Origin of the sequence: Flavobacterium sp. N2038, from assembly GCF_025947185.1 — a bacterium.
Lineage (GTDB): Bacteria > Bacteroidota > Bacteroidia > Flavobacteriales > Flavobacteriaceae > Flavobacterium.
The window spans coordinates 3,475,869-3,497,924 of sequence record NZ_CP110001.1; the positions used below are offsets into that span (position 1 = coordinate 3,475,869).

General features: G+C 32.0%; 23 protein-coding genes. 4 read left to right on the forward strand and 19 right to left on the reverse strand.

Annotated features, from left to right (window positions below):
• Positions 1–29: 29 nt before the first annotated feature.
• The 4 genes from OLM51_RS15395 to OLM51_RS15410 all read left to right on the forward strand — a co-directional run bounded on the left by OLM51_RS15395 (position 30) and on the right by OLM51_RS15410 (position 3,710).
• Entirely contained in the window at positions 30–605 is a 576-nt protein-coding gene (locus OLM51_RS15395; protein WP_264551484.1) for a DUF1572 domain-containing protein, read from the forward strand.
• Positions 606–698: 93 nt separating this feature from the next.
• Complete coding sequence (locus OLM51_RS15400; RefSeq protein WP_264551485.1) at positions 699–1,070, forward strand: DNA topoisomerase IV; 372 nt, start codon at positions 699–701, stop codon at positions 1,068–1,070.
• Between the two features lie 88 nt (positions 1,071–1,158).
• Positions 1,159–3,078 carry a DUF294 nucleotidyltransferase-like domain-containing protein gene (locus tag OLM51_RS15405; RefSeq protein WP_264551486.1) on the forward strand — a complete coding sequence of 640 codons (1,920 nt, stop codon included), beginning with the start codon at positions 1,159–1,161 and terminating at the stop codon, positions 3,076–3,078.
• A 2-nt stretch (positions 3,079–3,080) separates the two neighbouring features.
• Positions 3,081–3,710, forward strand: a complete 630-nt coding sequence (locus tag OLM51_RS15410) for a PolC-type DNA polymerase III (RefSeq protein ID WP_264551487.1) — start codon at positions 3,081–3,083, stop codon at positions 3,708–3,710.
• Positions 3,711–3,750: 40 nt separating this feature from the next.
• On the opposite strand, the gene OLM51_RS15415 is transcribed toward OLM51_RS15410, so the two are convergent.
• The 19 genes from OLM51_RS15415 to OLM51_RS15505 form a co-directional block, all read right to left on the reverse strand.
• Positions 3,751–5,586, reverse strand: a complete 1,836-nt coding sequence (locus OLM51_RS15415; RefSeq protein WP_264551488.1) for a type VI secretion system baseplate subunit TssF — start codon at positions 5,584–5,586, stop codon at positions 3,751–3,753.
• Positions 5,587–5,810: 224 nt separating this feature from the next.
• Positions 5,811–6,152 carry a hypothetical protein gene (locus OLM51_RS15420; RefSeq protein ID WP_264551489.1) on the reverse strand — a complete coding sequence of 114 codons (342 nt, stop codon included), beginning with the start codon at positions 6,150–6,152 and terminating at the stop codon, positions 5,811–5,813.
• A 205-nt stretch (positions 6,153–6,357) separates the two neighbouring features.
• Complete coding sequence (locus OLM51_RS15425) at positions 6,358–6,768, reverse strand: hypothetical protein (RefSeq protein ID WP_264551490.1); 411 nt, start codon at positions 6,766–6,768, stop codon at positions 6,358–6,360.
• A gap of 326 nt (positions 6,769–7,094) precedes the next feature.
• The gene (locus OLM51_RS15430; RefSeq protein ID WP_264551491.1) at positions 7,095–7,382 is read right to left on the reverse strand and encodes a hypothetical protein; all 288 of its coding nucleotides are present in this window, start codon (positions 7,380–7,382) and stop codon (positions 7,095–7,097) included.
• 96 nt (positions 7,383–7,478) lie between these two features.
• Positions 7,479–9,029, reverse strand: coding sequence for a hypothetical protein (locus tag OLM51_RS15435; RefSeq protein WP_264551492.1), 1,551 nt, complete (start codon positions 9,027–9,029; stop codon positions 7,479–7,481).
• Positions 9,030–9,120: 91 nt separating this feature from the next.
• Positions 9,121–9,897 carry a hypothetical protein gene (locus OLM51_RS15440; RefSeq protein WP_264551493.1) on the reverse strand — a complete coding sequence of 259 codons (777 nt, stop codon included), beginning with the start codon at positions 9,895–9,897 and terminating at the stop codon, positions 9,121–9,123.
• Between the two features lie 445 nt (positions 9,898–10,342).
• Complete coding sequence (locus OLM51_RS15445) at positions 10,343–10,774, reverse strand: hypothetical protein (protein ID WP_264551494.1); 432 nt, start codon at positions 10,772–10,774, stop codon at positions 10,343–10,345.
• A complete protein-coding gene (locus OLM51_RS15450) occupies positions 10,774–12,201 on the reverse strand; it encodes a hypothetical protein (RefSeq protein ID WP_264551495.1) in 1,428 nt (475 codons plus the stop codon). Before OLM51_RS15450 ends, OLM51_RS15445 begins: the two co-directional genes overlap by 1 nt.
• A gap of 6 nt (positions 12,202–12,207) precedes the next feature.
• The gene (locus OLM51_RS15455; RefSeq protein ID WP_264551496.1) at positions 12,208–14,016 is read right to left on the reverse strand and encodes a type VI secretion system Vgr family protein; all 1,809 of its coding nucleotides are present in this window, start codon (positions 14,014–14,016) and stop codon (positions 12,208–12,210) included.
• A gap of 38 nt (positions 14,017–14,054) precedes the next feature.
• Positions 14,055–14,450, reverse strand: a complete 396-nt coding sequence (gene tssD, locus OLM51_RS15460; protein WP_264551497.1) for a type VI secretion system tube protein TssD — start codon at positions 14,448–14,450, stop codon at positions 14,055–14,057.
• A 156-nt stretch (positions 14,451–14,606) separates the two neighbouring features.
• Entirely contained in the window at positions 14,607–14,993 is a 387-nt protein-coding gene (gene tssD / locus OLM51_RS15465; RefSeq protein ID WP_264551498.1) for a type VI secretion system tube protein TssD, read from the reverse strand.
• Positions 14,994–15,173: 180 nt separating this feature from the next.
• Positions 15,174–15,605 carry a GPW/gp25 family protein gene (locus OLM51_RS15470; protein ID WP_264551499.1) on the reverse strand — a complete coding sequence of 144 codons (432 nt, stop codon included), beginning with the start codon at positions 15,603–15,605 and terminating at the stop codon, positions 15,174–15,176.
• A gap of 13 nt (positions 15,606–15,618) precedes the next feature.
• Complete coding sequence (locus tag OLM51_RS15475; protein ID WP_264551500.1) at positions 15,619–16,332, reverse strand: hypothetical protein; 714 nt, start codon at positions 16,330–16,332, stop codon at positions 15,619–15,621.
• 63 nt (positions 16,333–16,395) lie between these two features.
• On the reverse strand, positions 16,396–16,923 hold the full coding sequence (locus OLM51_RS15480) for a hypothetical protein (protein WP_264551501.1): 528 nt from the start codon (positions 16,921–16,923) through the stop codon (positions 16,396–16,398).
• Positions 16,924–17,026: 103 nt separating this feature from the next.
• Complete coding sequence (locus tag OLM51_RS15485) at positions 17,027–18,397, reverse strand: DUF5458 family protein (RefSeq protein ID WP_264551502.1); 1,371 nt, start codon at positions 18,395–18,397, stop codon at positions 17,027–17,029.
• A 21-nt stretch (positions 18,398–18,418) separates the two neighbouring features.
• On the reverse strand, positions 18,419–18,868 hold the full coding sequence (locus OLM51_RS15490; RefSeq protein ID WP_264551503.1) for a hypothetical protein: 450 nt from the start codon (positions 18,866–18,868) through the stop codon (positions 18,419–18,421).
• Between the two features lie 53 nt (positions 18,869–18,921).
• Entirely contained in the window at positions 18,922–19,434 is a 513-nt protein-coding gene (locus tag OLM51_RS15495) for a type VI secretion system transmembrane protein TssO (protein ID WP_264551504.1), read from the reverse strand.
• A 24-nt stretch (positions 19,435–19,458) separates the two neighbouring features.
• Positions 19,459–20,628: a hypothetical protein gene (locus tag OLM51_RS15500; protein WP_264551505.1), complete on the reverse strand. Its 1,170-nt coding sequence runs from the start codon at positions 20,626–20,628 to the stop codon at positions 19,459–19,461.
• A 448-nt stretch (positions 20,629–21,076) separates the two neighbouring features.
• Positions 21,077–22,048 (reverse strand): hypothetical protein, encoded by a 972-nt coding sequence (locus tag OLM51_RS15505; RefSeq protein WP_264551506.1) that lies wholly within the window; start codon positions 22,046–22,048, stop codon positions 21,077–21,079.
• Positions 22,049–22,056: the final 8 nt, after the last annotated feature.

The window sequence follows — 22,056 nt, forward strand, 5'->3', positions numbered from 1 at the left end:
CGTGTAATTCGTGGCAAAAAAAAATAGTCATGGATGCAAATGAATCTTACTTGGAAAGCGTAAAAAAGCAATTTTTATATTATAAAATGCTGGGCGAAAAAGCGATTGAGCAATTAGAACCTCAACAGCTTTTTGTTGCTGTAAATGAAGATACCAATAGCATTGCCACAATTGTAAAACACATTTCCGGAAACATGCTCTCGCGCTGGACTGATTTTTTAACTTCAGATGGGGAAAAAGAATGGCGAAACCGTGATGGCGAGTTTGAAAATGATTTACAATCAAAAGAAGAAGTTCTGGAACTCTGGAACAAAGGCTGGAATTGTTTTGAAAATGCCTTAGGAAATCTGCAACCAGAACAGCTTTCAGACATTATTTATATACGCAATGAAGGTCATACCGTTATTGAGGCAATAAATCGTCAATTGGCTCATTATCCTTATCATATTGGGCAGATTGTTTTTTATGCCAAACAATTAAAAAATAGTTCCTGGGAAAGTTTATCCATTCCGAAGAATAAATCCGGAAATTACAACGCTGAAAAATTTGCCAAAGAAAAAGAAATCAAGAACTTTACCGATGATGAATTAAAAAGATTGAAATGATAAAAGCCATAAGCTTTAAGCTATATGCAATAAGCAAAACTGCTTATTACCCAAAGCTTAAAGCCTATTGCTTAAAGCTTAAAGCATAAAAAAATGAAAAAAATACTATTCCTATTTCCAGTACTGGCTTTGGTTTCTTGTTATAATGCCGAACATAATTGCAAAGATTTTAAAAACGGAAAATTCAAATTTGAATTTGAGGTAAACGGTGTTAAAAAAACAACTTTCTTTGAGCGTAAAGACAGTATAGAAATTGAAACTTTTGAAGGAAAAACAGATACCTCAACAATACGATGGGTGAGCGACTGTGAATACATTCTTCAAAAAAAACATCCAAAAAACATGGCTGAGGAAAAAGCAATCAGCATGAAAATTTTAACCACTGCAAAAGATTCTTATACATTTGAATTTGGAATGGTAGGTTCTGAAGAAAAACAGCGTGGTAAGGTTTTCAAAACGGAGTAAAAATAAATTCTGCCACAAAGGCGCAAAGCCGCAAAGTTTTATTTCTTAGTGTCTTTGCGCCTTTGTAGCAAAAAGAGAATCTAACCTCATGAAAAATACCATTTCGCAAAGAGTTGCCGACTTTTTAAAGAACTATCCGCCTTTTAGTTTTTTACATCAAAAGGATTTAGAGAAACTGTCTGAGCAAATTTCTATAGTTTACAAAGAAAAAGATGCTGTAATTTTTGCCGAAAATGACAAAACTCATGATTCTTTTTATGTGGTTCATAAAGGTGCCGTTGCTTTAAAAAAAAGCACAAAAAATACGGTTTTGGATATGTGCGACGAGGGAGATATTTTTGGTCTTCGTCCGCTTTTGGCGCAGGAAAATTATATTATGGAAGCTGTGGCGCATGAAGAAAGCATTTTGTACGCCATTCCAATTGCAGTTTTTAAACCTTACGCCCTTGAGAATAGAACTGTTGGTAATTTCCTGATCGAAAGTTATGCTTCAAACACCCGAAATCCATATTCAGATGTTCACAAAGGCAAATTATATGGCGATGATCTGCTAAATGAAAATCTTCATTCCGGCAATCACTCATTTGATTTAGCACCTATAAAATATTCAAAGAAAATTGTGACCTGCAGCCCGTCAACGACTGTGAAGGATATTGCAAAACTTATGAATAAAAAGAAAGTTGGTGCGATTTTGATTGTAGATGAAATGCTGCCAATTGGTATTCTAACAGACAAAGATCTTCGAAATAAAATTGTAACAGGAGATTATCCTATCACAACTACAGCCGAAACGATAATGACAAAACCGGTTATTACGTATCCCAAAAAAATGACGGTAACAGAAGCTCAAATGGCCATGATGAAAAGTAATATCAGCCATTTGTGTCTGACTAAAGACGGAACTGTAAATACGAAAGCAGTCGGGATTTTATCTAAACATGATGTTATGGTAGCGCTTGGGAATAATCCTGCGGTTTTGATAAAAGCTTTGGAGCGTACTAAAAAAATCAAGGAAATAAAGCCTATACGAAATCGAATTACGCAATTGCTTCAAGGTTATCTGGATCAGAACATTCCGATGACTTTAATTACCAAAATCATTACAGAACTTAACGAAGCATGTACAAAACGGGTTATCGAGATTTGTATTGAAAAAATGAGCAGTCCGCCACCGGTAAAATTTGCCTGGCTGGCACTTGGAAGTCAGGGTCGAGGCGAACAAATGCTTCATACTGATCAGGATAACGCGCTTGTTTATGAGAATGTTTCGGATGTTTTTAAAGATGAAACCCGAATCTATTTCTTAAAATTTGCCGAACTGGTTAATAAAGGTCTTTTTGAAATTGGCTATGAATACTGTCCTGCCGAAATGATGGCTTCTAACCCAAAGTGGGGTATGAGTCTTGAAGAATGGAAAAATAAGGTACATCACTGGATTACCAATCCAGGCAAAAATGAGGTTTTATTATCGTTTATCTTCTTTGATTATAGTTCCACTTATGGCGATACCGAAATTGTGAACCAATTATCTGATTATATTTTTGAAACTATAAAAGCAAATCCAATTTTTTATATGCATTTGGTGAGCGGTGCATTACAAAGCCCCTCTCCTACAGGTTTCTTTAGACAATTTCTGGTTGAACAAGACGGAGCCAACAAAGATCATTTTGATATTAAACGAAGAGCTCTTATGCCTTTGACAGATGCTGCCCGTGTCCTGATTTTATCACATTCGGTGAAATCAATTAGTAATACGGCAGAGCGTTTTGAAAAATTAGCCGAATTAGAACCTAACAATAGCGAACTGTATTTATCGTGTTCCTACTCGTTTAAAGCTTTATTAAAATTCAGAACCAAACAAGGGCTTTTGCATCATGATTCAGGACAATTTATCGCTTTGGAATCTTTATCAAAAATGGAAAAGATTAAACTGAAACGTACTTTTAAAACGATTAAAGAGCTTCAGGAACTTATTTCAGTTCGGTTTAATATTTCAAATTTAGTATAACGATGAGTTTATTTAATTTTTGGAAAAAAGAAAAAAATCTCTTTGACGAAAGTATTACAATCGAAGAGACCCGTTTTGTAGTTTTAGATACCGAAACAACAGGTTTTGATTACGATAATGACCGTATTTTATGCATTGGCGCATTGGTTCTTCAAAATGGAGTTATTTCGATTCAAAACAGCTTTGAAGTTTATTTAGAACAGGATCATTATGATAAATCGACCGCACAAATTCATGGAATACTAAGAGCGTTTGTTGTTCAGCGCCCAACTGAATTAGAAGCTTTACAGCAATTTCTCGATTTTTTAGGTGATGCTGTTATCATTGCGCATCACACCATTTTTGATGTGACGATGCTTAATAAAGCGCTGGAAAGAAATGGTCTTCCGCAACTAGTTAACAAAACATTGGACACTGCCTATTTGTATAAAAAAACACTAATCAAATCGCATTTGTTTGAGCGAAAAGATCATTATACCTTAGATGACCTGGCAGACAAATTTGACATTTCCAAAAAAGATCGTCATACTGCTCTTGGTGATGCTTATATAACGGCTATTGCGTTTCTTAAAATTGTAAAAAGATTAAAAGAGAAAAAAGCCATTAATCTAAATCAGCTTTTTAGTTTATAAAATAAAATGCCGGAAAAAGTATCTTTCCGGCATTTTTTATTTAGTCAACAAATATTCGATATGGAAACACATTTGAAGATCTGTTTTTTAACTGCTTCATAAAACTATCACATAAATAATCCCATTCAGCATCTGACAAGTGTTCTCTTTCTTCGGGATTTGTTTTGATATAAATATCAACTGTGCGGCTAAAACCTGCTTTTACTGACATCTCTTTTCGCGTTCCTTTTTCGATTCTTATATCTGTAACACAGCTTTTAAAATGATTAAAACCAAATGCCTTTATATCTGCAAAAGTCACAATTCGGCCCCTGGTTAATAAAGCATTACGATAAGCCAGAATACGATCTTTATTGTTTTGCTTGTTCATTCCGCCCACTGTATTGGTCACTAAGACCGCTCCTTTGCTTACAAAAATCAGGTCATCTTTTGTTTCCAAAACGGTTCCAGCTTTTATATCATTACCTTCTTCTGCACAAGTCGACCAGTAGTGTATCGAAAAAGATTTTCCGACAGACTCATCAATCTTTGGTTTAATCATTAAATAAGGATCGTTATTTTTAGAAAAACTACTTTCCTTGGCTTGTTGTTCTACCGAAGCCAAAAGCTGATTGATTTCAACCAAAGAACTATTCATAAAATCTTTCCCTAATCCGGCAAAAGAGGAACTTTCGTCTTTTAATAAATCCAGTACATTCTGAAGTAATTCTGATGCGCTTCTGGAATCGAATCTGGAAACTCCTCCCGTTCGTAAAACCGCATTTCCTTCTTCTAAAACACCATCTTTAAATTCCTTAATTTCATACTTATTATTAAAACCGTCTACCACTGTATCTACATCCAGATACAAATTATTATCGGTTTCAAGTGCTACATAAGACAAAAAATTACCCAGTGTTTTATTTATCGTATGTCTCTTTTTATTGATTACAGGAAAACAATTTGTTGTAAAGGAAACATTATCTAATATTTGAGGAATTAATGATTCCGGAAAAACCATTTTTACCCAGATAATTGGATTATCATTGTTTTTTGTTACCCCTTCAAAACATTTATATTCCGGATTATACTCTTCAATCTTCTTTTGCTTTAATGTCCCTTTCAGGGTATAAAAATTATCAAAATAAAATTCATTTACCTCTCGCATTATCTCACTCAAATGCGTGTAATTGCGATTGATGATACTTTCAATATCAATATTATTTACCGGAACATTGTAACCTTCTTCTACCGCAATTTGCGCATCATCCTGAAAGCATTTCATTTGCTTTAAATAGTAATGAAACATTTCTTTCTGATGGGTGTTTTTAATATCGATATACAACATTAAATCTTCTATCTCGAGATCTTTAGGGTTTTTAACTTCGATTCCTAAGAATACGACTCCCGAAGGCAACGAATGCTTATAATCACGAACTGCGTCTTTATAAAAAAGATTCGAAATTTCAAATAAATTACGCTCATAAGCCACATACTTTACCTCAGCAGTAGATAATTTTACTTCTAATGTTGGCGAAAGTGCAATCTCTTTTGTTATAGGTGCCAAAGGATTGTAAATGTTATGAATTCTTCGGCTTACTGACATTTGATTTTGCAGTGAAACCTTCAAATTGTTATCAATTGGCGGTGCATGTAAAATCGCTCTTGCCGGCTTTGCTCCGGCAGTAACCTCAGGAAACATAATTTCTAAAACTCTCTCGACCACGCGCGTTTTAGAATCTTCCAGTTCATGTGCTACTTTCTCTAATTCGTAAGACAAGGCATTAAGCATCATTGACACCACAGGATCAAACGATGTTTCCATCTCAACATCTGAAAAGCCCCACGATCTAGCCGCTCTTTTTAAAACCCTGTCTTTTATTCGATCTTGTCTCATTGTCTTATTTTAATCTCTTTTTTTAGTTAACTTACAATTTTAATAAGCAGCTTTTCTGTAATATTTATTACTTAGTTTTCTTTATAGTCCCTATGTATCTTAAAAATAATTCTGTTTAAACCTCCATACATAAGATTTCTTATTCAATTAATTTTTCTTCCTATCTTTTCTTAAATGTGCATGTTCATATCACCATTTTCAAAATCATTATAAACATTAGCTGTTTATTTTTTTACAGATTCAATTCTTCCTGTTTCGGAATCAATTTTTGCTAAATATTCTAAATGAGGGTTTTCAACCCCTCTTTTATCAAAAATAGTCGCATAACCAATATGATACGATTTTCCCTGAATATAGACCACTTTATTATAATGCTTAAAAAATTCGCTATTAATTTTTAATTTCATTAATTTTTCGAAATTGTCATCATAAAGCTTATTAGCCATATCGAGTTTTATTGAAAATTTTGCTTCAATGTCTTTAAAACTTGAATCATTGCGATAATGCTTTTTATTATTACAACCTATTAACAAAAACAATCCAATTAAAATTATTGTTTTTTTCATATCCATTACTACTTGTTCTCAAATTCTTTTTTTCCTATACAAAAAACTTAAAATTCATTTAATTTTTGAAACGTCTTTTACGACGAACGTTTGTATAACAATATTTTTTTCTTAACGGGATGATATGTCTCATACTTAAAGTAATTCCAACATAGCTAACTTTTTTAATTCTATTTTGACCTGGGAGGAAAAATTATTTTTATGATTATTCTTTTTCATTTCCTTCTATTTTCCTGCTTATAAAATTTTGATGTTGTTTTATTGAATACAATGAAAACACTGAAATTGTTACCCCAAAATATAATACAGCTAAAAGAAATACTATAACAATTTTTGATTTATCCAAAATTTTATATTTTACTCCCAAAAAAAGTTGCAAAAAAAATGCAAATGGAAATACGATTATTAAGAAAAAAAAGAATCCATATAAAAGAGTTATTAAAAATGCAGAAATACCTTCCAAATTTAGAGGAAAATCTACATTATTAAAGTACTTATGACTACTTTCATAAAAACCGTAAACTATTGCTAAAAAAATAAAAAATAAAAAAACAAGAATCTCTATTTTAATTATTCGAACGAGATTTACTTTCAAGAAAAGATTAAATTTATTCATAATTAATTTTGCTTAGCCGAAATATATCCAAAGTATATATCGCAAGACAAATTCTATTTTCTAATTCCATAAAATAAAAGACTATAAAAATCCAGAGCAACGCATAATAGAAAACTAACCTCTTATTATATATTCATACTATTTTTAATCTCTACAATTGTATTTTTATTTATTTCTTCAATACTTTTTTTATAAACTTATCTAGTTCTTTCGACTCATAAAATTCAAAACAGTTACAAAAAAATCTCACAACTTTACTTCATCTGTCTGTATAACAATTGTTTTAAGATTCGAAAAAGGCAAAACAAGCTCTATACTTATCTAAATTATTTATATTTATTAATCCACATTATTACATAAATGACAAGTAAAAATATAATTGTAATAATAGCCAGCAAAATAGGAACTAACCATATACTCAACTTAATATCTGCTTTATAATATAAAAAATAAGCAGAAATTAACACCCCTATATTACAAAGAGCCAAAATATTCAATTCAATAAAATCAGCTGGGAATTGCCCGCTTCCATACTTATGAATATAATACAAATGCCCAAAGCTTATTAATTGAATTACTGTTATTATTATTGGAAAAATCATTAATCTATTCATTTTTTAATCTATTTATAGTATAATAAAAGTACACTTTTTACATTTAGGTCCACTCTGATTTTTGCATACATCCTACTTTTTTACTTTTAGGAACTATTACTTTTTTACTTCCTTTTTATATGCATCTAATGTACCTCCAGCTTTTACTTCTCCTCGATTTGGAGCTAAAACATATATCGTATTACGCAAATACTCTTCTAAAAGAGGAAGAAAAACTTCTGGTTTAAGGTTAGTATAGCTTTTTGATTGCTTATAAGCACTTAATATCCATGTTGAAGCTACTAATGCATCCTGAACACCTTTTGCCTGGTCATCTTTATCCGGTGTACCATGTTTGTCAGCATCTTGATCTTCATATCCTTGAAACTGAATTATTCTATTATTACTATCTCTTTGAACATGAGATAATGAATATGAATCCTGAATCATATGGAGTATTTTACCTATATGAAACAATCCATCATCTCCCTTATCAAAAAATCCATCGCTTACTTTTGTCTCTAATCCTTTTTTAAACCAGGCTTTAGCTTGTATAACAATTAAATCTACAATTTGTTGATTTGTGTGATTTCCTGTTGGAGCCATAGAATGCCAATATTGTTTTGTACCATGATGAGACTCATATGCTTTTGTTCCTTTTGTATGCTCATTGTCCCAGGTTTTATAATAACATGTTTCTATTGAATTTTCATCTTCACAAGGAACATCTGGCCATGCACAACCTTCATCTAATCTAGAATCATAAGGTATCCCTGCTGCGATCGCTGCTCTTTTAGTAATTGATTCATGGATAGCTCCTGCTCCACGTATTTTAAAAAATTCAACTTCTATTTTTTTGCCTGATTTTAACGTTACTACCCCATGATCATCTTCTTTTGATGCTACAAATAATAACTCTTTTGCTTTTTCTTCAATATTTGGTTTTGCATATAATACCTTAGGTGAAAACTCTCTTATACTTCCGTCTTCAGATTGAATTTTTACTTTTGCAAACTCAAAATCTTTTAACATTAATTGATTAAATTTAATGAAATCAGCAGTAAATAATACCCCTTCATCCTTTGGATCATCACCTCCAATATTATCATACGTATTTCTTAATAAATCATCAATATAATGGCCAGTTTCTTCCATTATAACTCTGAATAACAGCCATGCTTTATAAGGATCTTTTTCAGAATCTAGTATTAGTTTTTGATTCAGACTAATAACTCCATCGTGGTAATATCCTCCTTGAGAAATTGATAATGTATCATTAATTTCAAATTTAGGACGGATCAATGTATTACTCATTAAATCTTTCATTAACTTTTTCGCTGCAGTATGTTTGATATCTTGTCCAAAAATTAGTCTGATACCTGCAATAAAAGGCTTAGAGCTCTTAAATGTTAAAATATTTGATACATCAAGATAAGGAACTTTTAAATCCTGATTATTATGCATATAAAGTTCAGAAGATATACTTACAACCTTTTCTTTAGTTTTTAGAGGTGGAGCATCTTTAGGCTCTCCATAAACAATCCCGGCATCACTTGTTAAACTAACCGATTTACCGGAATTAAATACAATATTACCTTCAGAATACATATTATAATCTCCTACAGTAGTTTTTGTTATAGTACCTCCAACTATTCTTACTCTACTCATTTTTATTCAGTCTAAATGGTTCAGTTAATAAATTTGGTCCACCGTTATAAGTTTAACGATTCAGACAACATTTTTTAGCTCACATACATATTTATGGCCTGGTTTCTTCTGCATATGTTCTGCTGATTATTTTACCAGAGTTAGCATCTATATTTAATTCAATAAGACCAAAAGGATAAATATCTTTAACAACATTCCAGCTTTTTTCATCCTCCGACAGTTTTAAAAAAACATTTTCAACATCAGGTCTGCTATCTGGATCAAGAATAAAATACTTTTTTAAAGCTTTACTGACAATATCCGGAGTAACCTCATCCTCTTTTTTATTTAGTTGAAATATCTCTATAAAGTGTTTACGTTCCTCTTTAGTAAAACTTACAAAAAGTGGCTCTCTTTTTAGTATTTCAAGCAAATTAGAAGGCTTGACTCTGATTTTATCATATTTTACCGATTCATCAACAGTTTTAATTAACTGACCTGTTTCATCATAATATTTTGATATTCCAAATTTTATCTGGTCACTATTTATTGACTGTCCTAAAAAAACTTCCCTTTCTTGTTTCAAAATACCGTTTTCGTAATATTCTTTATCAATGTAGGAAAGCGCAGGAACAGGAGGGATGGTTTTCTTTGCATAATATTTTTGCTTGTCTAATCCCTTTCCCCAGGAATAGTCAATAACCGTTCCGTCTGGCAAAGTATCTTTTGTTGAAGGCAATTTTTTTTCTTCCCCTAATTTCAAAACTTTTGGATAATTCTTAAACCTTTCAATATCAAATCTATCTGTTGTCTTAATCTTTTCTTTCAGCTGGCAGGAAACTAATAAACCTAAAAAAAGAAACAGCAGGTATTTTTTATTTGTTGCCATATAGTTTTCTTTTATACGTTGCTGTATCTCCTTCAATCTTATATTTAACGGGCTGATTAACTAAAGTGACACTACTTAATTGTGGTGATCTCCTATTTTATATCTATAAAATCCTTTTTTAATCCCTATAATGAGCTGAAAGGTGGCGTATATATTTCTTAATATAGTAAACATATCAGCCCTTAATTGATTAAGTACCTCCTTTTTGTTTTTTTGTTACTTTTTCATTACTTCTAAATATTCCACCAATATTTTTTCTGAAGAAAATTCATACTCCTCTTTATGTTTAGCATTTTTTGCTTCATCAAAAGTTTTATAAAATAATCCCTGCTGGCGCTAGTGTTCCGCTCGTGCGCTTGAGACTTAATTTATTCAGTTACATAAACTTTGTGTTCACGAGCGGGACGCTCGCGCCAGCAGGGGCTAATTTTAAAAGTATAATTTTCTATTTAACAGGAAACGAATAATTATAATGCCTTGATTTTAAACTATCTACTGCTTCTTTACTATAATATGAAAAAACTTCAATATTGAGACTATCGATACATTCTTTGCTTTTCAATTTTTTATTAATTGTTTTATTAATTGAATTTATATATATATCTAATATTTTTTTTGACTGCGTTATTGAATCTTCTGATATACGAATAGTCATCTCTTGCTTTGCCTTGCATTTTTCAAAGTCAATTTCTGGAATTTCATAAAATATCACTTCAATTTTATCATTTTCTAAATCTTTTTTTAATTCTTTCAGCTCTTCAGCAACTTCTTTAGTCTTCATTCGTTGTGAGCCAACAGAAATAACTAAGCCATATACAAAATAAATTGCGACACTTACTGTTATTACAGAAATTATAATTATAAGTATTTTTCTCATTATTTTATTTCAATTAAGGGAGGACAATTCGTAATAATATAATCATCATTAACTCTATAAAACTTGGTTCCATTTGATGTTTTTGATTGGTCTTTACCAGAATAGAACTTACCTTTATGCTCACCTATTATATCAAAAGTTTGAACTTCTTTCAAATCAGCAACTTTTTTAAATACGTTACTTCCATTAGTCCAGCCATGCACACCAGTCCAGCCAGCATCCTGATAATGAACAATTCCCATTTTCTTAACTCCTTTTACTTTATATTCATTTACAACCCAATCTACAACAGCGTAATAACTCCCCCAACGTTTAAATTTTGGCAGTTTAACAGCGGCGCCTACAGGATTATAAACGGAACTAAAAAACATATACAATAACTGGTAACTCGGTATTACAGGATTAATCTCAAATTCATCTCCTTCATCAGGAGATAATAAAATATGTTCCCCTACTTTACATCCATTTTTGTTAAGATAATCCGCAATTCCAGAAGCATAAGCTCCTCCTTCACTATGAGACACCAAATAAACTGCTTCATTCCCTAACCCTTGTGTAATTTCTTTGAAATTATCTTCCGCGAATTTTTCGCCATTCTTGAATCTATCTTGCCCACTTTGATCAAATGCATGATCTGAAGATCCATCATAATACAATATATATCCTTTCTCTTCTAATGTTGAAGTCTTAATAGAAATATTATTGACATTAAATTTTGATTCGATATTGAGATAATCTCTCATTTTATTTTCAATACCATTTACCCAATAAGGTTTTTTAGGCTCGATTGGTCCAAAATTGGTCCCAAACGGGGTTCTTTTTGCTGTTTTCCAATGTCCATTAACAAAAATAATTTTAGGCATCCCTTTGAGTTTTAAATACTCTTTTGGGTGCAAAGGAAAATCTTTATTCTCTTTTTTATAACTGCACGCAAAAAATAACTCTAAAGAACCATCAGCTTCATTTTTTAATTGTGAATCAATGTTTTTTAAATGAATCGTGACTATTATTTTATTACTTGTTACTTTTTGGTGTAAAACTTCTTTCCCGCCTCGATTCAATTCAATTTTATCATTTTCTCCATCTTCTTCCAAGGGCTTTACTCGTCTATCATCATCATATAAAGTCATAGAAACAATATCACCATCGGGTATATTTTTTGTCTCCAGATGAAATTTTACAATATCCCCTAATAAAGCTTCAGCAATTAACTCATTATTTTCATTTGTCCACCAACCTTTTATAAAGAATAATGATATTAACTTTTTTTTAGGGGCTTCTTTCGGATCTCCGTACTTAATTCCTGTGTCACTTGTTTCAGTTACTGCCTGACCAGAATTAAATACAATATTACCGTCAGAATACATATTATGATCACCTCCGGTAGTTTTTGTTATTGTACCTCCAACTAATCTTATCCTACTCATAATATTTTAGTGTGATTTAGATTTTTCGGCACTGTTAACCTGTATTTCTTTTTTAGAGTGTTTATTTATTCCTCCTTCACTACTTGTATCAATTCCTTTAACAGCGATTTCCTGTCTCTCTTTTGTTGTATGCGATTCCAGATTTCCTTCAATATTTTCCATGAAGTTTCCTGTAACATTCAGCATACTATCACCTCCGACAGTAACATTATGCATCATTCCAATTGTGGTCGATTTATCAACTCCTGCACTCTCACTAATATTCATTCCTGCACTTGAACTAATGTTTTGAGAGGCATTCATAATAATATCTGTTGCTGTCATCGTTATGACTTTTGGTGCTGTAATATTGATGTTTCCGCCAACTGTATCTAAATGTATTTCATTACCAATTTTATCTGTAATAATAATACTTTCATCTTCAGTGAATTTAATAATGTGACCGCTTCGGGTATGAATGGCTTTTATATTATTCTGGCTGTCTGCATAATTGCTTTTATCCTGCCCATTATACTGTGCTCCAATTACGTACGGACTCTGAATGTTGTTTCCTTCAAAACCAATGAATACTTCTTCGCCTATTTCGGGAATAAAATAAAATCCTTTTCCTGCTCCTGAATGTGGCTGAATCAGACGTATCCACTCGCTTACAATATTACTGTTACTTCCGTAAAGCTGTACTTTTACACGTCCAATTCCATCAGGATCATTATTATCTACTACGTGCGCCGGTTGGTTTTCGGCGTTTGCAAATACGTGAACATTGGTATAATGAGGTGCGCTAACATCTGCAGGGATTGCTTTAAATTCGCAGGAATAATTTCCATGTACCTGAGAATGATGTATTACTTCGATCGCGATTAGCTCGTGTTCTACTGTTTGGTTTACTATTGTAAAAACTTGACCAAGTCCAATTGGGAAATAGGAAATCCCGCTATAATAAACACTATTGGCATCATTCCCGGAAGTTTGAAGCTTAATCATCTCTTCAATATCTTCCTGATTTTGAGCATTTACAGTATAAGCACCATTGGACAACTCTGCATTTGCAACTGTTCCCTGATTGTAACCTACAATAGATGAAAAACTATCTTTGCTTCCTGTAGAAGTTTTTGCTGCTGCATTTTGAACATTGGCATTGCTATTATAATCATACCCCACTAAAGAAATTTTATGAGAGACCATATTAGCCTGTATTTTAAAACTATGAAGTGAAGCTCCGTTAATTAGTTTTGTCTGGCTGTTTTTTGTCTGTCCAAACTGCATGCGCATTCCGTCAAAATAAAACCATTGTCCATAACGGGTTGCTACTCTTTTTAGAAACTGAAAACTGGTTTCATTGTATTGCACAAGATTACTAAATTCCTTAAGATAAGTTGATTTAATAGAATCTCTCTGATAAAATTCTCCAGGGCCTTCGGCAAAAATCCCCAGTACGATATCATCCATACTACGGTCTTTAAAGGCTCTTGCTTTTTTCATATCATCAATCACAATACTGTGACTTACACCAGATACGTGCAAACCAACCGGGCTTCCGTGAAGATCAACAGAGGAAAGTTCTGTTATAATCCCTTTGCTCATAAGTCGGATTCCGGTAAGACTTTTAAAGGTAAAAATCACTTCATCTCCAAGATAACTTCTTAAAGCTTTAGCCTGATCAGCGGGTTTAATTACTGCTTTACCCGTATATTGCCATGTGAATGAAAAATGATGATGATCGGCCATTTTTTGAGATAGCTTTAAATCATAATAAACAATGTTTTGGGTAAAACTCCCTATAGTTATATGTACTTGTTCTGAAAAATGTGCCATAATAATACGTTCGTGTTTTTAATTAGCTTTTAAACAATTTAATCTAAAGCAATCCAATTATTTGAGAATTTAGCATCGCCAAAAGTCAATTCTTTTGCTACTAATTCCATCGTAATTTTCATGGGTACCTCGGTAGTACTTGTAAATTGCTCATCGTAACCAACACAAAAAGCTTTAGTAAACGAAAGTTCTTTCATTTTACTCAAAGCGTCTCTTCTGTAAAAAACAATTTTCCCGTCTTTAGTCAGATCTCCGTTTAGCATCCAGGCCAAAAAATGACTGTTCTGACTTGCTTCGATAATCAACTTTATAATACCGCCTTTGGCATTACCAGTAGGTTTACTTGTTGTGTCGATTTCCTGTTTAAAACCAATATTAAATTCAAGAACATTATATTCTTCGCCGTCTATATGTAATTTAGATAAAAAACTCATTTTGTAGATTTATTAGATGATTAAAATTAAGGGAGTATTTGAAAATCAAATTCCTTCGATAGGAAAGATTCCGTTATTTCGATAGAAATAAAAAAAGGAAGTCCAATAATTGGACTTCCTTTAATAACTTAATTAAGATTGATAAAGTCCAAAGGATTATACCCAAGCATTATCAAATTCTCCTCCACCCATCGAAATTTTACGAGCAGAAATCATAAAAGTTTCTGTTAACGGATTATCACTGTTGTGATCAAAGTTTTCTTTGTACTTAACCATGTAAGCTTCCGTAAACTTTAGCTCTTTTAAAGTAGCATTTGAGTCACGTTTGATGAATTTAACCGAACCGTCTTTTCTTTCGAAATTGTTCGTCATCCATTCAAACAACTCAGTACTTCCAGTTGATTCAACTTCAATCATGATTCTTCCTCCACGTGTTACCGTAGATGGACGCCCTGAAGCATCTGTCTCCTGAGCCAAATCATAACTTACGTTTAATACTTTGTAATCTTTTCCTGCTACTGATAATGATGTTAAAAACGACATAATGAAAAATTTTTAGTTATTAATTTATTTATTTATACTGTAAATATATAAATAAATTCTTATTATAAAATATATTTTAATCAAATTTTATTTACAATGTGCAAATTATTCAATATCAACAAATTAACTCTTTGATTTTAACACTTTAGCGAGTTTTTTAAGTAATATTTTACAAAAAACCTATTTATATGACAATGGCCCAACGAAAAAATATCCTCTAAAATCAAAATCCCGGTTAGTACTTTTAATTGTAGCTTCAATTATTATATCTACCTTTTTTTTAGCCCGGCTCACATCATCAACAAAATACATTGTTTCAGATAATTCAACTTTTAGTTCCCTTACTTTTATTCGCTTCTCATGAAGTTTCAACGATTGCTTCATGGTTTTCGAAATGATTTCTTTAAGTGTATTTTCATTCATTAACAAATCAAAATCGATCTCCCAGATTTTAGAACCAAACGTTTCATCAAACTTGCATTCTCCAAAAGTGGTTGTGGCCAGCAAAATAATCTGTTGTGCAATAGAATGCTCTATAGACGTTTTTTCTAACTCTTTTTTCTGAATCACACTGCTAAAATCTATTGGCAGTTTGTAAAACGCTCCTTTCATATTTCTTTATTTATTAGATATAAATTAACTTGTCAATATGACCTTTTTTATCTGTTTTCATTTCTTTTGAAACCTGCTTACGCTTAATAAGCTGCAGTTTTACAGAAGGTGTTAGTTTTAGAAACTTTTCTCTATATAATATATCACCAATAAATCGCTGTCCTTTTTGCTCATCCACGATTACAAAATAGCTGGTTCCTTTTTCTACTTTTAACGTATTGATATCACCGGCAAAAATTTGAATACTCTGTCCGTCTTTTTGAAAAGTATAAGTTAGTTCCTCACTAGTTAATTTCCTGTATCGCGAAATATCATATGTTTCTATTTCTTCTTTTAAAGGTTCAAAAGGGATATTCTCAAAAAGAAAGTTTTTAGGAGCTAAAAATTTCAATCCAAAAAAGCTCCACAATCCTTTTTTCGTTGTTTGTTGTTTGTAGAAAAAAGTATCACGGGTAACTTTATATATTTCTTTCTCGTTTGTTTTATCATCTGTTACAATCATTTGATATGCCGGCACTTCTATTTCAGCTGGTAATTCAGCACCTTTAAAATGCGTCCTTAAAAATACCGATCCAACTTCCTGCTCAGAGATTGTAATGGTAATATTGTACTTTTTTAAGGCCGAATCTGTTCTGACAATTACTTTGCCTTCGCCGCTTCCTGCATAAAAGACAGAACCGTCGTTATCTGTAAGTCCTAATGAAAGGTTTAATTCGGGAAATGGCATATTTTGATTTTTTACTAAATTATACTTTGAGTATTTTTAGTTTCGTTAAACTAAAAACTTATCCTATTTTTTCTTCCTTACTTTATATGATTTTAAACAATGGAGGTAAAATCGTATATTTCGGTTATCAGCCTCAGTCGGACTAAATTCGTAGTCTTTTTTGAGCGTGAAAAATTTTATGGTATTGATCGTATGAGACATTAGTTTTTTGATGTCTTTTCTCGAAAGTTCCAGAGCGGCAGTTCCATCACAATTTACCTTAAAGGTATTTTTCAGGATATACATTTCTCCATTTTTAAAATAGAGTTCCAGCGGCTGGTCCTGTTTTACACAAACATTATCAGTAAAAATTTTAAAATATAGGTAGATACTGCTTTTTCGTTTTCCGAGCTGAAACACAGCATACTCATAATCTTCATTATAAACACGCAGTAAAATTGGTGTCGCACTTGCAAATAACTTTCCCGAAAGCAATAAATCATTTTGCGTAATAGGGCAACTTAAAGTATCAATTTGATTTACTTCTTGCGCTTTAATCGAATTTGAAATTGAAAACAAACCGACTAAAAGTAAAATTTTAAGTACGTTCATGAATTTGAATTATTTGGTTTGATCATTCAAAAGATCAATGTTTGGTTAAAAAAGGGAAACACATCTTTTACCATGTGTTCCCTTTTTTGATTTTATTCTACAATTATTTTTGCTCGTAATCTGTATCCCATTCTGTTCCGTCATCTCCTTTGTGTCCATCCATTTTAATAAGGAAGTTTTTAGCCGGGAAATAAGGCTTCATATGAATGTCCATATAAATTCTGTCTTTTTGAATTGGATCCTGCTCAAATCTGCGGATTTCAAAATTCTCAATTAATTTATCTGGTCCAGTGATGCCATCCAGGAAAGCAACAATCTGATTCATAATCTCTTTACGCGTTTTTGCTGTAAAGTTTTCGAAAGCACGACGATTAAGGAAATCCATTAATACTTTGGTCACATAATCAAAAACACGAACTACTGAATAGGTCTGTAATCCTAAATTGTCTCCGCTAAACAATGTTTTTGCAGAGAAAGCCATTACTTTTCCGTATTCATTAACCATAGGAACCAATCCTAAGTTTTCAAGATTTGCAATTTCGCTTTTCTTAAGATCAAATTTCACACCATCAACCTCATTGATTCCACCAAACTTTTTACCGGCAGTAACCTGAGACATTAACGTTTTGTATATTTTTCCTGCAAGTGCTGCAGACGGAGCGATATGTAAATCTTCGTTTTCTCCAATCTGATCAAATCTTCCACGACCTACTAACCAGTTACAAGTCATGATTACATTTGAACGATAAACATCTCCTCCTGTTAAAGAAGCTGCATCAAACATTTCCATTACATCATCCGGTTCGTCTAAGTGTTCGAAATCTGTAACTAACATTACTTTGTTCTCATGCGCAATTTTTGCCCATTTCTCGATTACTTTATTTGATCCTAAATATCCTGGAATAACCAAAATACCATAGTTGTTTTTAAGATCTAAACGATCATAATTATCTACTAATTCTGAATGAATTGCATCTATAAAGCGTGTATTATCAAGATCTTTTAATTGCTCTAAATCAGCATTTACGATCGTAATGTTTTTAACTTTATCTGTTTCTGTGTTTTTAAAGAATAAAGCAATTGTTCTGTAAGCTGCTTCGATCTCTCTTGTATCTTCAACAGCTTTTGCAAGATTCTTTTTTAATAATGCTTCAGACTCTTTGCATTTATCTTCACTTTGTGCAACCATGTCGGTTATTGCCTCATTGCTGCTCAAAACAGAAGCCCAAAGTTCTAAAGTTTTTAAAAGTGTTTCTCTTTCTTTTGCTTTGTTTACTTCTCCAAGGAAAATTTTTCTTCTTGCTTTTCTGTCCGGATTAAGGTTTTGTGCACCTTCGATTGACATTTCTAATAAATCAAACCCACCGTATTTAGCCAGTTTTTCAACATTTTTCTCAATCGATGTTCCTTTTACTTTGCGCTCTAATACAGCTGTATCAAGGTCATTACTTTTATATGCTTCTTTATTTGACATCTTTAAAAATTTTTAAGATTTTTATTTATTTTCTTTTAATTCTGTAATTAATGCTCCCAGACTTTCTAACAAAGCTTGTTTTGCCTCGCCATCTTCTAAAGCTGCTTTTAAAATCTTATTTGATTTTAACTGACGTATAATTTTCTGATACTGATCTTTTTCTGTTTCAAGATCTGATAAAAAATTACTTTGAGTCGTAATTCCTTTTACACCAAAATCGCCTAAATTTTTAAAGTTTAAAGCTTCAACTTTTGTAGCACCATCTGCTGTTTCAAAGTTTACTTTTACTTCTGGTTTAAAATGCTCGAATGCTTTTTCGATACTTGTAATTCCTTCTACTAATTCAGGTTTTACAGGTGCATCAACTGTTAATTTTTGAGCAACTAGTGTTCTGTTTTGAGGGATTGCAGTGATTGCCTCATCTGCATCTATTTTTACTTCATTACCTCCAATTCCATAATTTGATAACATAATTCTAAATTTTTAAATGATTAGTTTATTGATTTCTATACTCTTATTTCTTCTTATTGATTTTGATAAATCTGACGGCAGACATCTAAATCTCTGCTTACTTTTTCTAATTCTTCTTTATAGGTTTTGGCCGATTGGTTTAAACTGTCTATTAAATGTGAATTATGAGTAAGACTTCTAATTTGCTTTTTGTAATCAATGATATTCTTGTATGCCAGAATAACATTATTGTACAGCTTTTTGTTTTCAGTAGTATCTTTTGGTACTTTTTGATAGATATTGGCAATCATGACATTTGCCAGACGCTGCTGAAAATCATTGTCTACTTTTGGTGAATTAATAGAATCAATAGTCATTCTGATACTATCAATTTTAACCGAAAAGTTGGTTTGATAATCATATTCCCTTTTCATCATTTCATTTTCTGCTTTCAGCATTTTATTTTCTGCCACCGGCATATAGAAATTAAAAGAAACTGCAATTAACATTACTGTAAAGGTTAGAATAAAGGCAACTAAAAAGGCAATAAAAGCTTTCTGACGCTCTTGTTTGTTTAATACTTCCATAATTTATTATTACTATTTTATTTTTTAATCTTTAATAAAGAAACCGTGTCGTTTCGGGTTATGAACAATATCTTTTTTATCTGTTTCGGCAACAAACAACTCAATATTTTCTTTCTTCTTACCAATGTAATCCAGTTTGCTCAGTGTCTCAAACAACTTCTCTATTCTGGTAAGTGTACTCATGGTAAGTGAAGCTGTTTTATCGATATGTACGTGATCATAACCTGCATTGATAAGTGTTGTAAACATAATTTCAAGATCTCCTTGCGAGATATCACACCATTCTGCAAAATAATTCAGCATCTCTTCTTTTCCGGCTCCGGATTTTGAATCGATAAAATTCTTCATCACTCTGGCAAATGAAACTACGGTACTCAACATTGAAGCCGGATGCTCATGTACTGAGAACCATCTAAACTGTGTTAAACAACCTCCTAAGAAATATCCTGTATTATCTGCCAGCTGCATTACGGTTTGCGCCAGAATTCCGCTTTGTTGTGCACGGTTAATTTTTTGAGAAATCTGTACAACATAAATTTCAATCTGACCAAACGAACGCGCAATTTGTGCCTGCATGTCTACTAACTTTGGATGACAGGCCACCGTTACGGATGGCGGAATATAATCTTCATCAAGAATTGTGGTATCTCCGATGATAACTTTACCAATAGCAAGATAAAAACCACCATATCCAATTCCGGAACGGAATTCTTCGGCTTTAATTAAATGAAGCTTGTATTCAGGCTGTGTGTACGGATATCTTGGCGGCACTTCGTCCGGATCTGGCTCACCAAAAGGAATTCTCTTTTTTGAATTAACCGATATACAAGCCAGTAAAACCAATTGTTCGCCATCTTTTATTTCATAAGTATCTTCCGGGTATGGAACCTGAAGGTCTAATGTATCGGTATTGCTTTTACTGATCTCGATTCGCGATCCGTTTGGTGTAATGGCGTGACATTCTTCTACACGCACACGAAGCAGTTTGTGATTATCTATCCCTAAAGTGATTTTTGTGGCCTCTTTGTTCTGGTTTCCAGAATCCAGTAGTCCATAACTTATAGGCGTGGTATGAATGCCTATTGCATCGTTTACCAACTCAGAAACGTTATCCTGAATAGATAAAAAATGGTTCTTGTTTATCTTCATCCCATCAATCCAGTTTACGGGAAAATGACTTAATTTTTCTATCATAATGCTTTATTTTATATTTTGAAATGAGAATCTTTCGTTTCTCTCTTTTTAGTATTGATTCGTTTTTTGGTTAATTCAGTTATATGCTTTTGTCAATTATAACAAGCTTTTTCGGGTTAAATAGCAACAATTGCGCGCACTGAGCCTAATTTGAAACTTTCCTCTTATTTATATTTTAGTTTTAAACAAAATGTTTTTCAGCTATCACTTAATTTTCATGTTTGATATTTAGAACCAAGTATTTAAAAATATATCCATGTCCAATTAAGTTATTAAAGCTAATTTCAGCAACTGTCGCGAGTATCTCACTCGTGAACATAATCCTAATTATACCATTACTTAAAAAAAATATAAATATTTGATAATTCTCTACAAATTAACCTTAACTACATGCACACGAACGAGACGCTCGCGGGGTGTATTTGAATTTGAAAGCTTAATAAATATTCTACATAAAGTTTTCTTTTTGATTTGAGTCTTTATAACTCTCTAATTCTTTTTTAAACTGTTTGATTTGTAAAGAATCTAAAATTCTATGCTTATCAAAAAAAGTTGCTCTTCTTTCAATTTCTCTATTGTAATAGCTGCAAAAATCTTTGTTGTTGGTATTTCCAAAACTATCAAAATATATGCACATATCTCTTAAAAATTCTTCTGTCTTCTCTTTAACATCTGGATCAATATTTAAGCTAGAACTCAAAATAGAACAATAACTTGGAGATAATGAAACATTTTCGTCTTCATCTAATTTTTCATTTAGAATTAGTGATTTGTGAATATCTTTTAAATTTTTTTTAGATATTATTAATTCCTCGTCGACTTCTTCGGCTTTTACAAATTCAATAATTTTATTATATATATTTCCTGTAAATTCAACTCCAATTTGTTTAATAACTTCTCCTTTCGCTAGAAAAGGAATCTCGACGCTTGAAAATTTTTCAAGTTCTTTCATTGGCTTATTGTAATCAATTTCATTATTCAAGTTTGTAGTCAATAAAACTATACACTTACCTGTTTCTCCAACCTCTGATTTATATTTTTTGCATTCAAACTTGCCATTACTAAAAATACCCTGTACAGGTAGTAAATTTGTAATCTGAATATTCGTTAGTGATGCTGTAGTAACAAACACGTTTTTTTGATTAAATATTCTTCCCTGCAAATCATAAGTTTTGCCTTCAAATTGATAGCAGAAATCTAAGTTATCACAATCCAAAAAATTTGAATTTTGATCGTATTGTAAGCTAAAAACTGGCGAATCAATTTTATCATTAAAAAATAAGGATCTTATTTCTGTAGTTTGCCCTACTTGATAAACTAAATGTTGGTTAGATTTAAAACTTTTTAATTGCGCTTGTAACTTGACATTTATTGTCAACAGCAAGGCAATTATTTTCCATTTTATACTTATTGTCTGCATACTATTTT

Bases quoted from the DNA above. Each gene is read 5' to 3' on its own strand.
- OLM51_RS15430 (WP_264551491.1), bottom strand. From the start codon at position 7,382: ATGAATAGATTAATGATTTTTCCAATAATAATAACAGTAATTCAATTA.
- OLM51_RS15445 (WP_264551494.1), bottom strand. From the start codon at position 10,774: ATGAGAAAAATACTTATAATTATAATTTCTGTAATAACAGTAAGTGTC.
- OLM51_RS15425 (WP_264551490.1), bottom strand. From the start codon at position 6,768: ATGAATAAATTTAATCTTTTCTTGAAAGTAAATCTCGTTCGAATAATT.
- OLM51_RS15500 (WP_264551505.1), bottom strand. From the start codon at position 20,628: ATGATAGAAAAATTAAGTCATTTTCCCGTAAACTGGATTGATGGGATG.
- OLM51_RS15450 (WP_264551495.1), bottom strand. From the start codon at position 12,201: ATGAGTAGGATAAGATTAGTTGGAGGTACAATAACAAAAACTACCGGA.
- OLM51_RS15435 (WP_264551492.1), bottom strand. From the start codon at position 9,029: ATGAGTAGAGTAAGAATAGTTGGAGGTACTATAACAAAAACTACTGTA.
- OLM51_RS15455 (WP_264551496.1), bottom strand. From the start codon at position 14,016: ATGGCACATTTTTCAGAACAAGTACATATAACTATAGGGAGTTTTACC.
- OLM51_RS15470 (WP_264551499.1), bottom strand. From the start codon at position 15,605: ATGAAAGGAGCGTTTTACAAACTGCCAATAGATTTTAGCAGTGTGATT.
- OLM51_RS15440 (WP_264551493.1), bottom strand. From the start codon at position 9,897: ATGGCAACAAATAAAAAATACCTGCTGTTTCTTTTTTTAGGTTTATTA.
- OLM51_RS15480 (WP_264551501.1), bottom strand. From the start codon at position 16,923: ATGAACGTACTTAAAATTTTACTTTTAGTCGGTTTGTTTTCAATTTCA.
- OLM51_RS15410 (WP_264551487.1), top strand. From the start codon at position 3,081: ATGAGTTTATTTAATTTTTGGAAAAAAGAAAAAAATCTCTTTGACGAA.
- OLM51_RS15490 (WP_264551503.1), bottom strand. From the start codon at position 18,868: ATGTTATCAAATTATGGAATTGGAGGTAATGAAGTAAAAATAGATGCA.
- OLM51_RS15485 (WP_264551502.1), bottom strand. From the start codon at position 18,397: ATGTCAAATAAAGAAGCATATAAAAGTAATGACCTTGATACAGCTGTA.
- tssD (WP_264551497.1), bottom strand. From the start codon at position 14,450: ATGAGTTTTTTATCTAAATTACATATAGACGGCGAAGAATATAATGTT.
- OLM51_RS15475 (WP_264551500.1), bottom strand. From the start codon at position 16,332: ATGCCATTTCCCGAATTAAACCTTTCATTAGGACTTACAGATAACGAC.
- OLM51_RS15400 (WP_264551485.1), top strand. From the start codon at position 699: ATGAAAAAAATACTATTCCTATTTCCAGTACTGGCTTTGGTTTCTTGT.
- OLM51_RS15420 (WP_264551489.1), bottom strand. From the start codon at position 6,152: ATGAAAAAAACAATAATTTTAATTGGATTGTTTTTGTTAATAGGTTGT.
- OLM51_RS15405 (WP_264551486.1), top strand. From the start codon at position 1,159: ATGAAAAATACCATTTCGCAAAGAGTTGCCGACTTTTTAAAGAACTAT.
- OLM51_RS15395 (WP_264551484.1), top strand. From the start codon at position 30: ATGGATGCAAATGAATCTTACTTGGAAAGCGTAAAAAAGCAATTTTTA.
- OLM51_RS15505 (WP_264551506.1), bottom strand. From the start codon at position 22,048: ATGCAGACAATAAGTATAAAATGGAAAATAATTGCCTTGCTGTTGACA.
- OLM51_RS15415 (WP_264551488.1), bottom strand. From the start codon at position 5,586: ATGAGACAAGATCGAATAAAAGACAGGGTTTTAAAAAGAGCGGCTAGA.
- tssD (WP_264551498.1), bottom strand. From the start codon at position 14,993: ATGTCGTTTTTAACATCATTATCAGTAGCAGGAAAAGATTACAAAGTA.
- OLM51_RS15495 (WP_264551504.1), bottom strand. From the start codon at position 19,434: ATGGAAGTATTAAACAAACAAGAGCGTCAGAAAGCTTTTATTGCCTTT.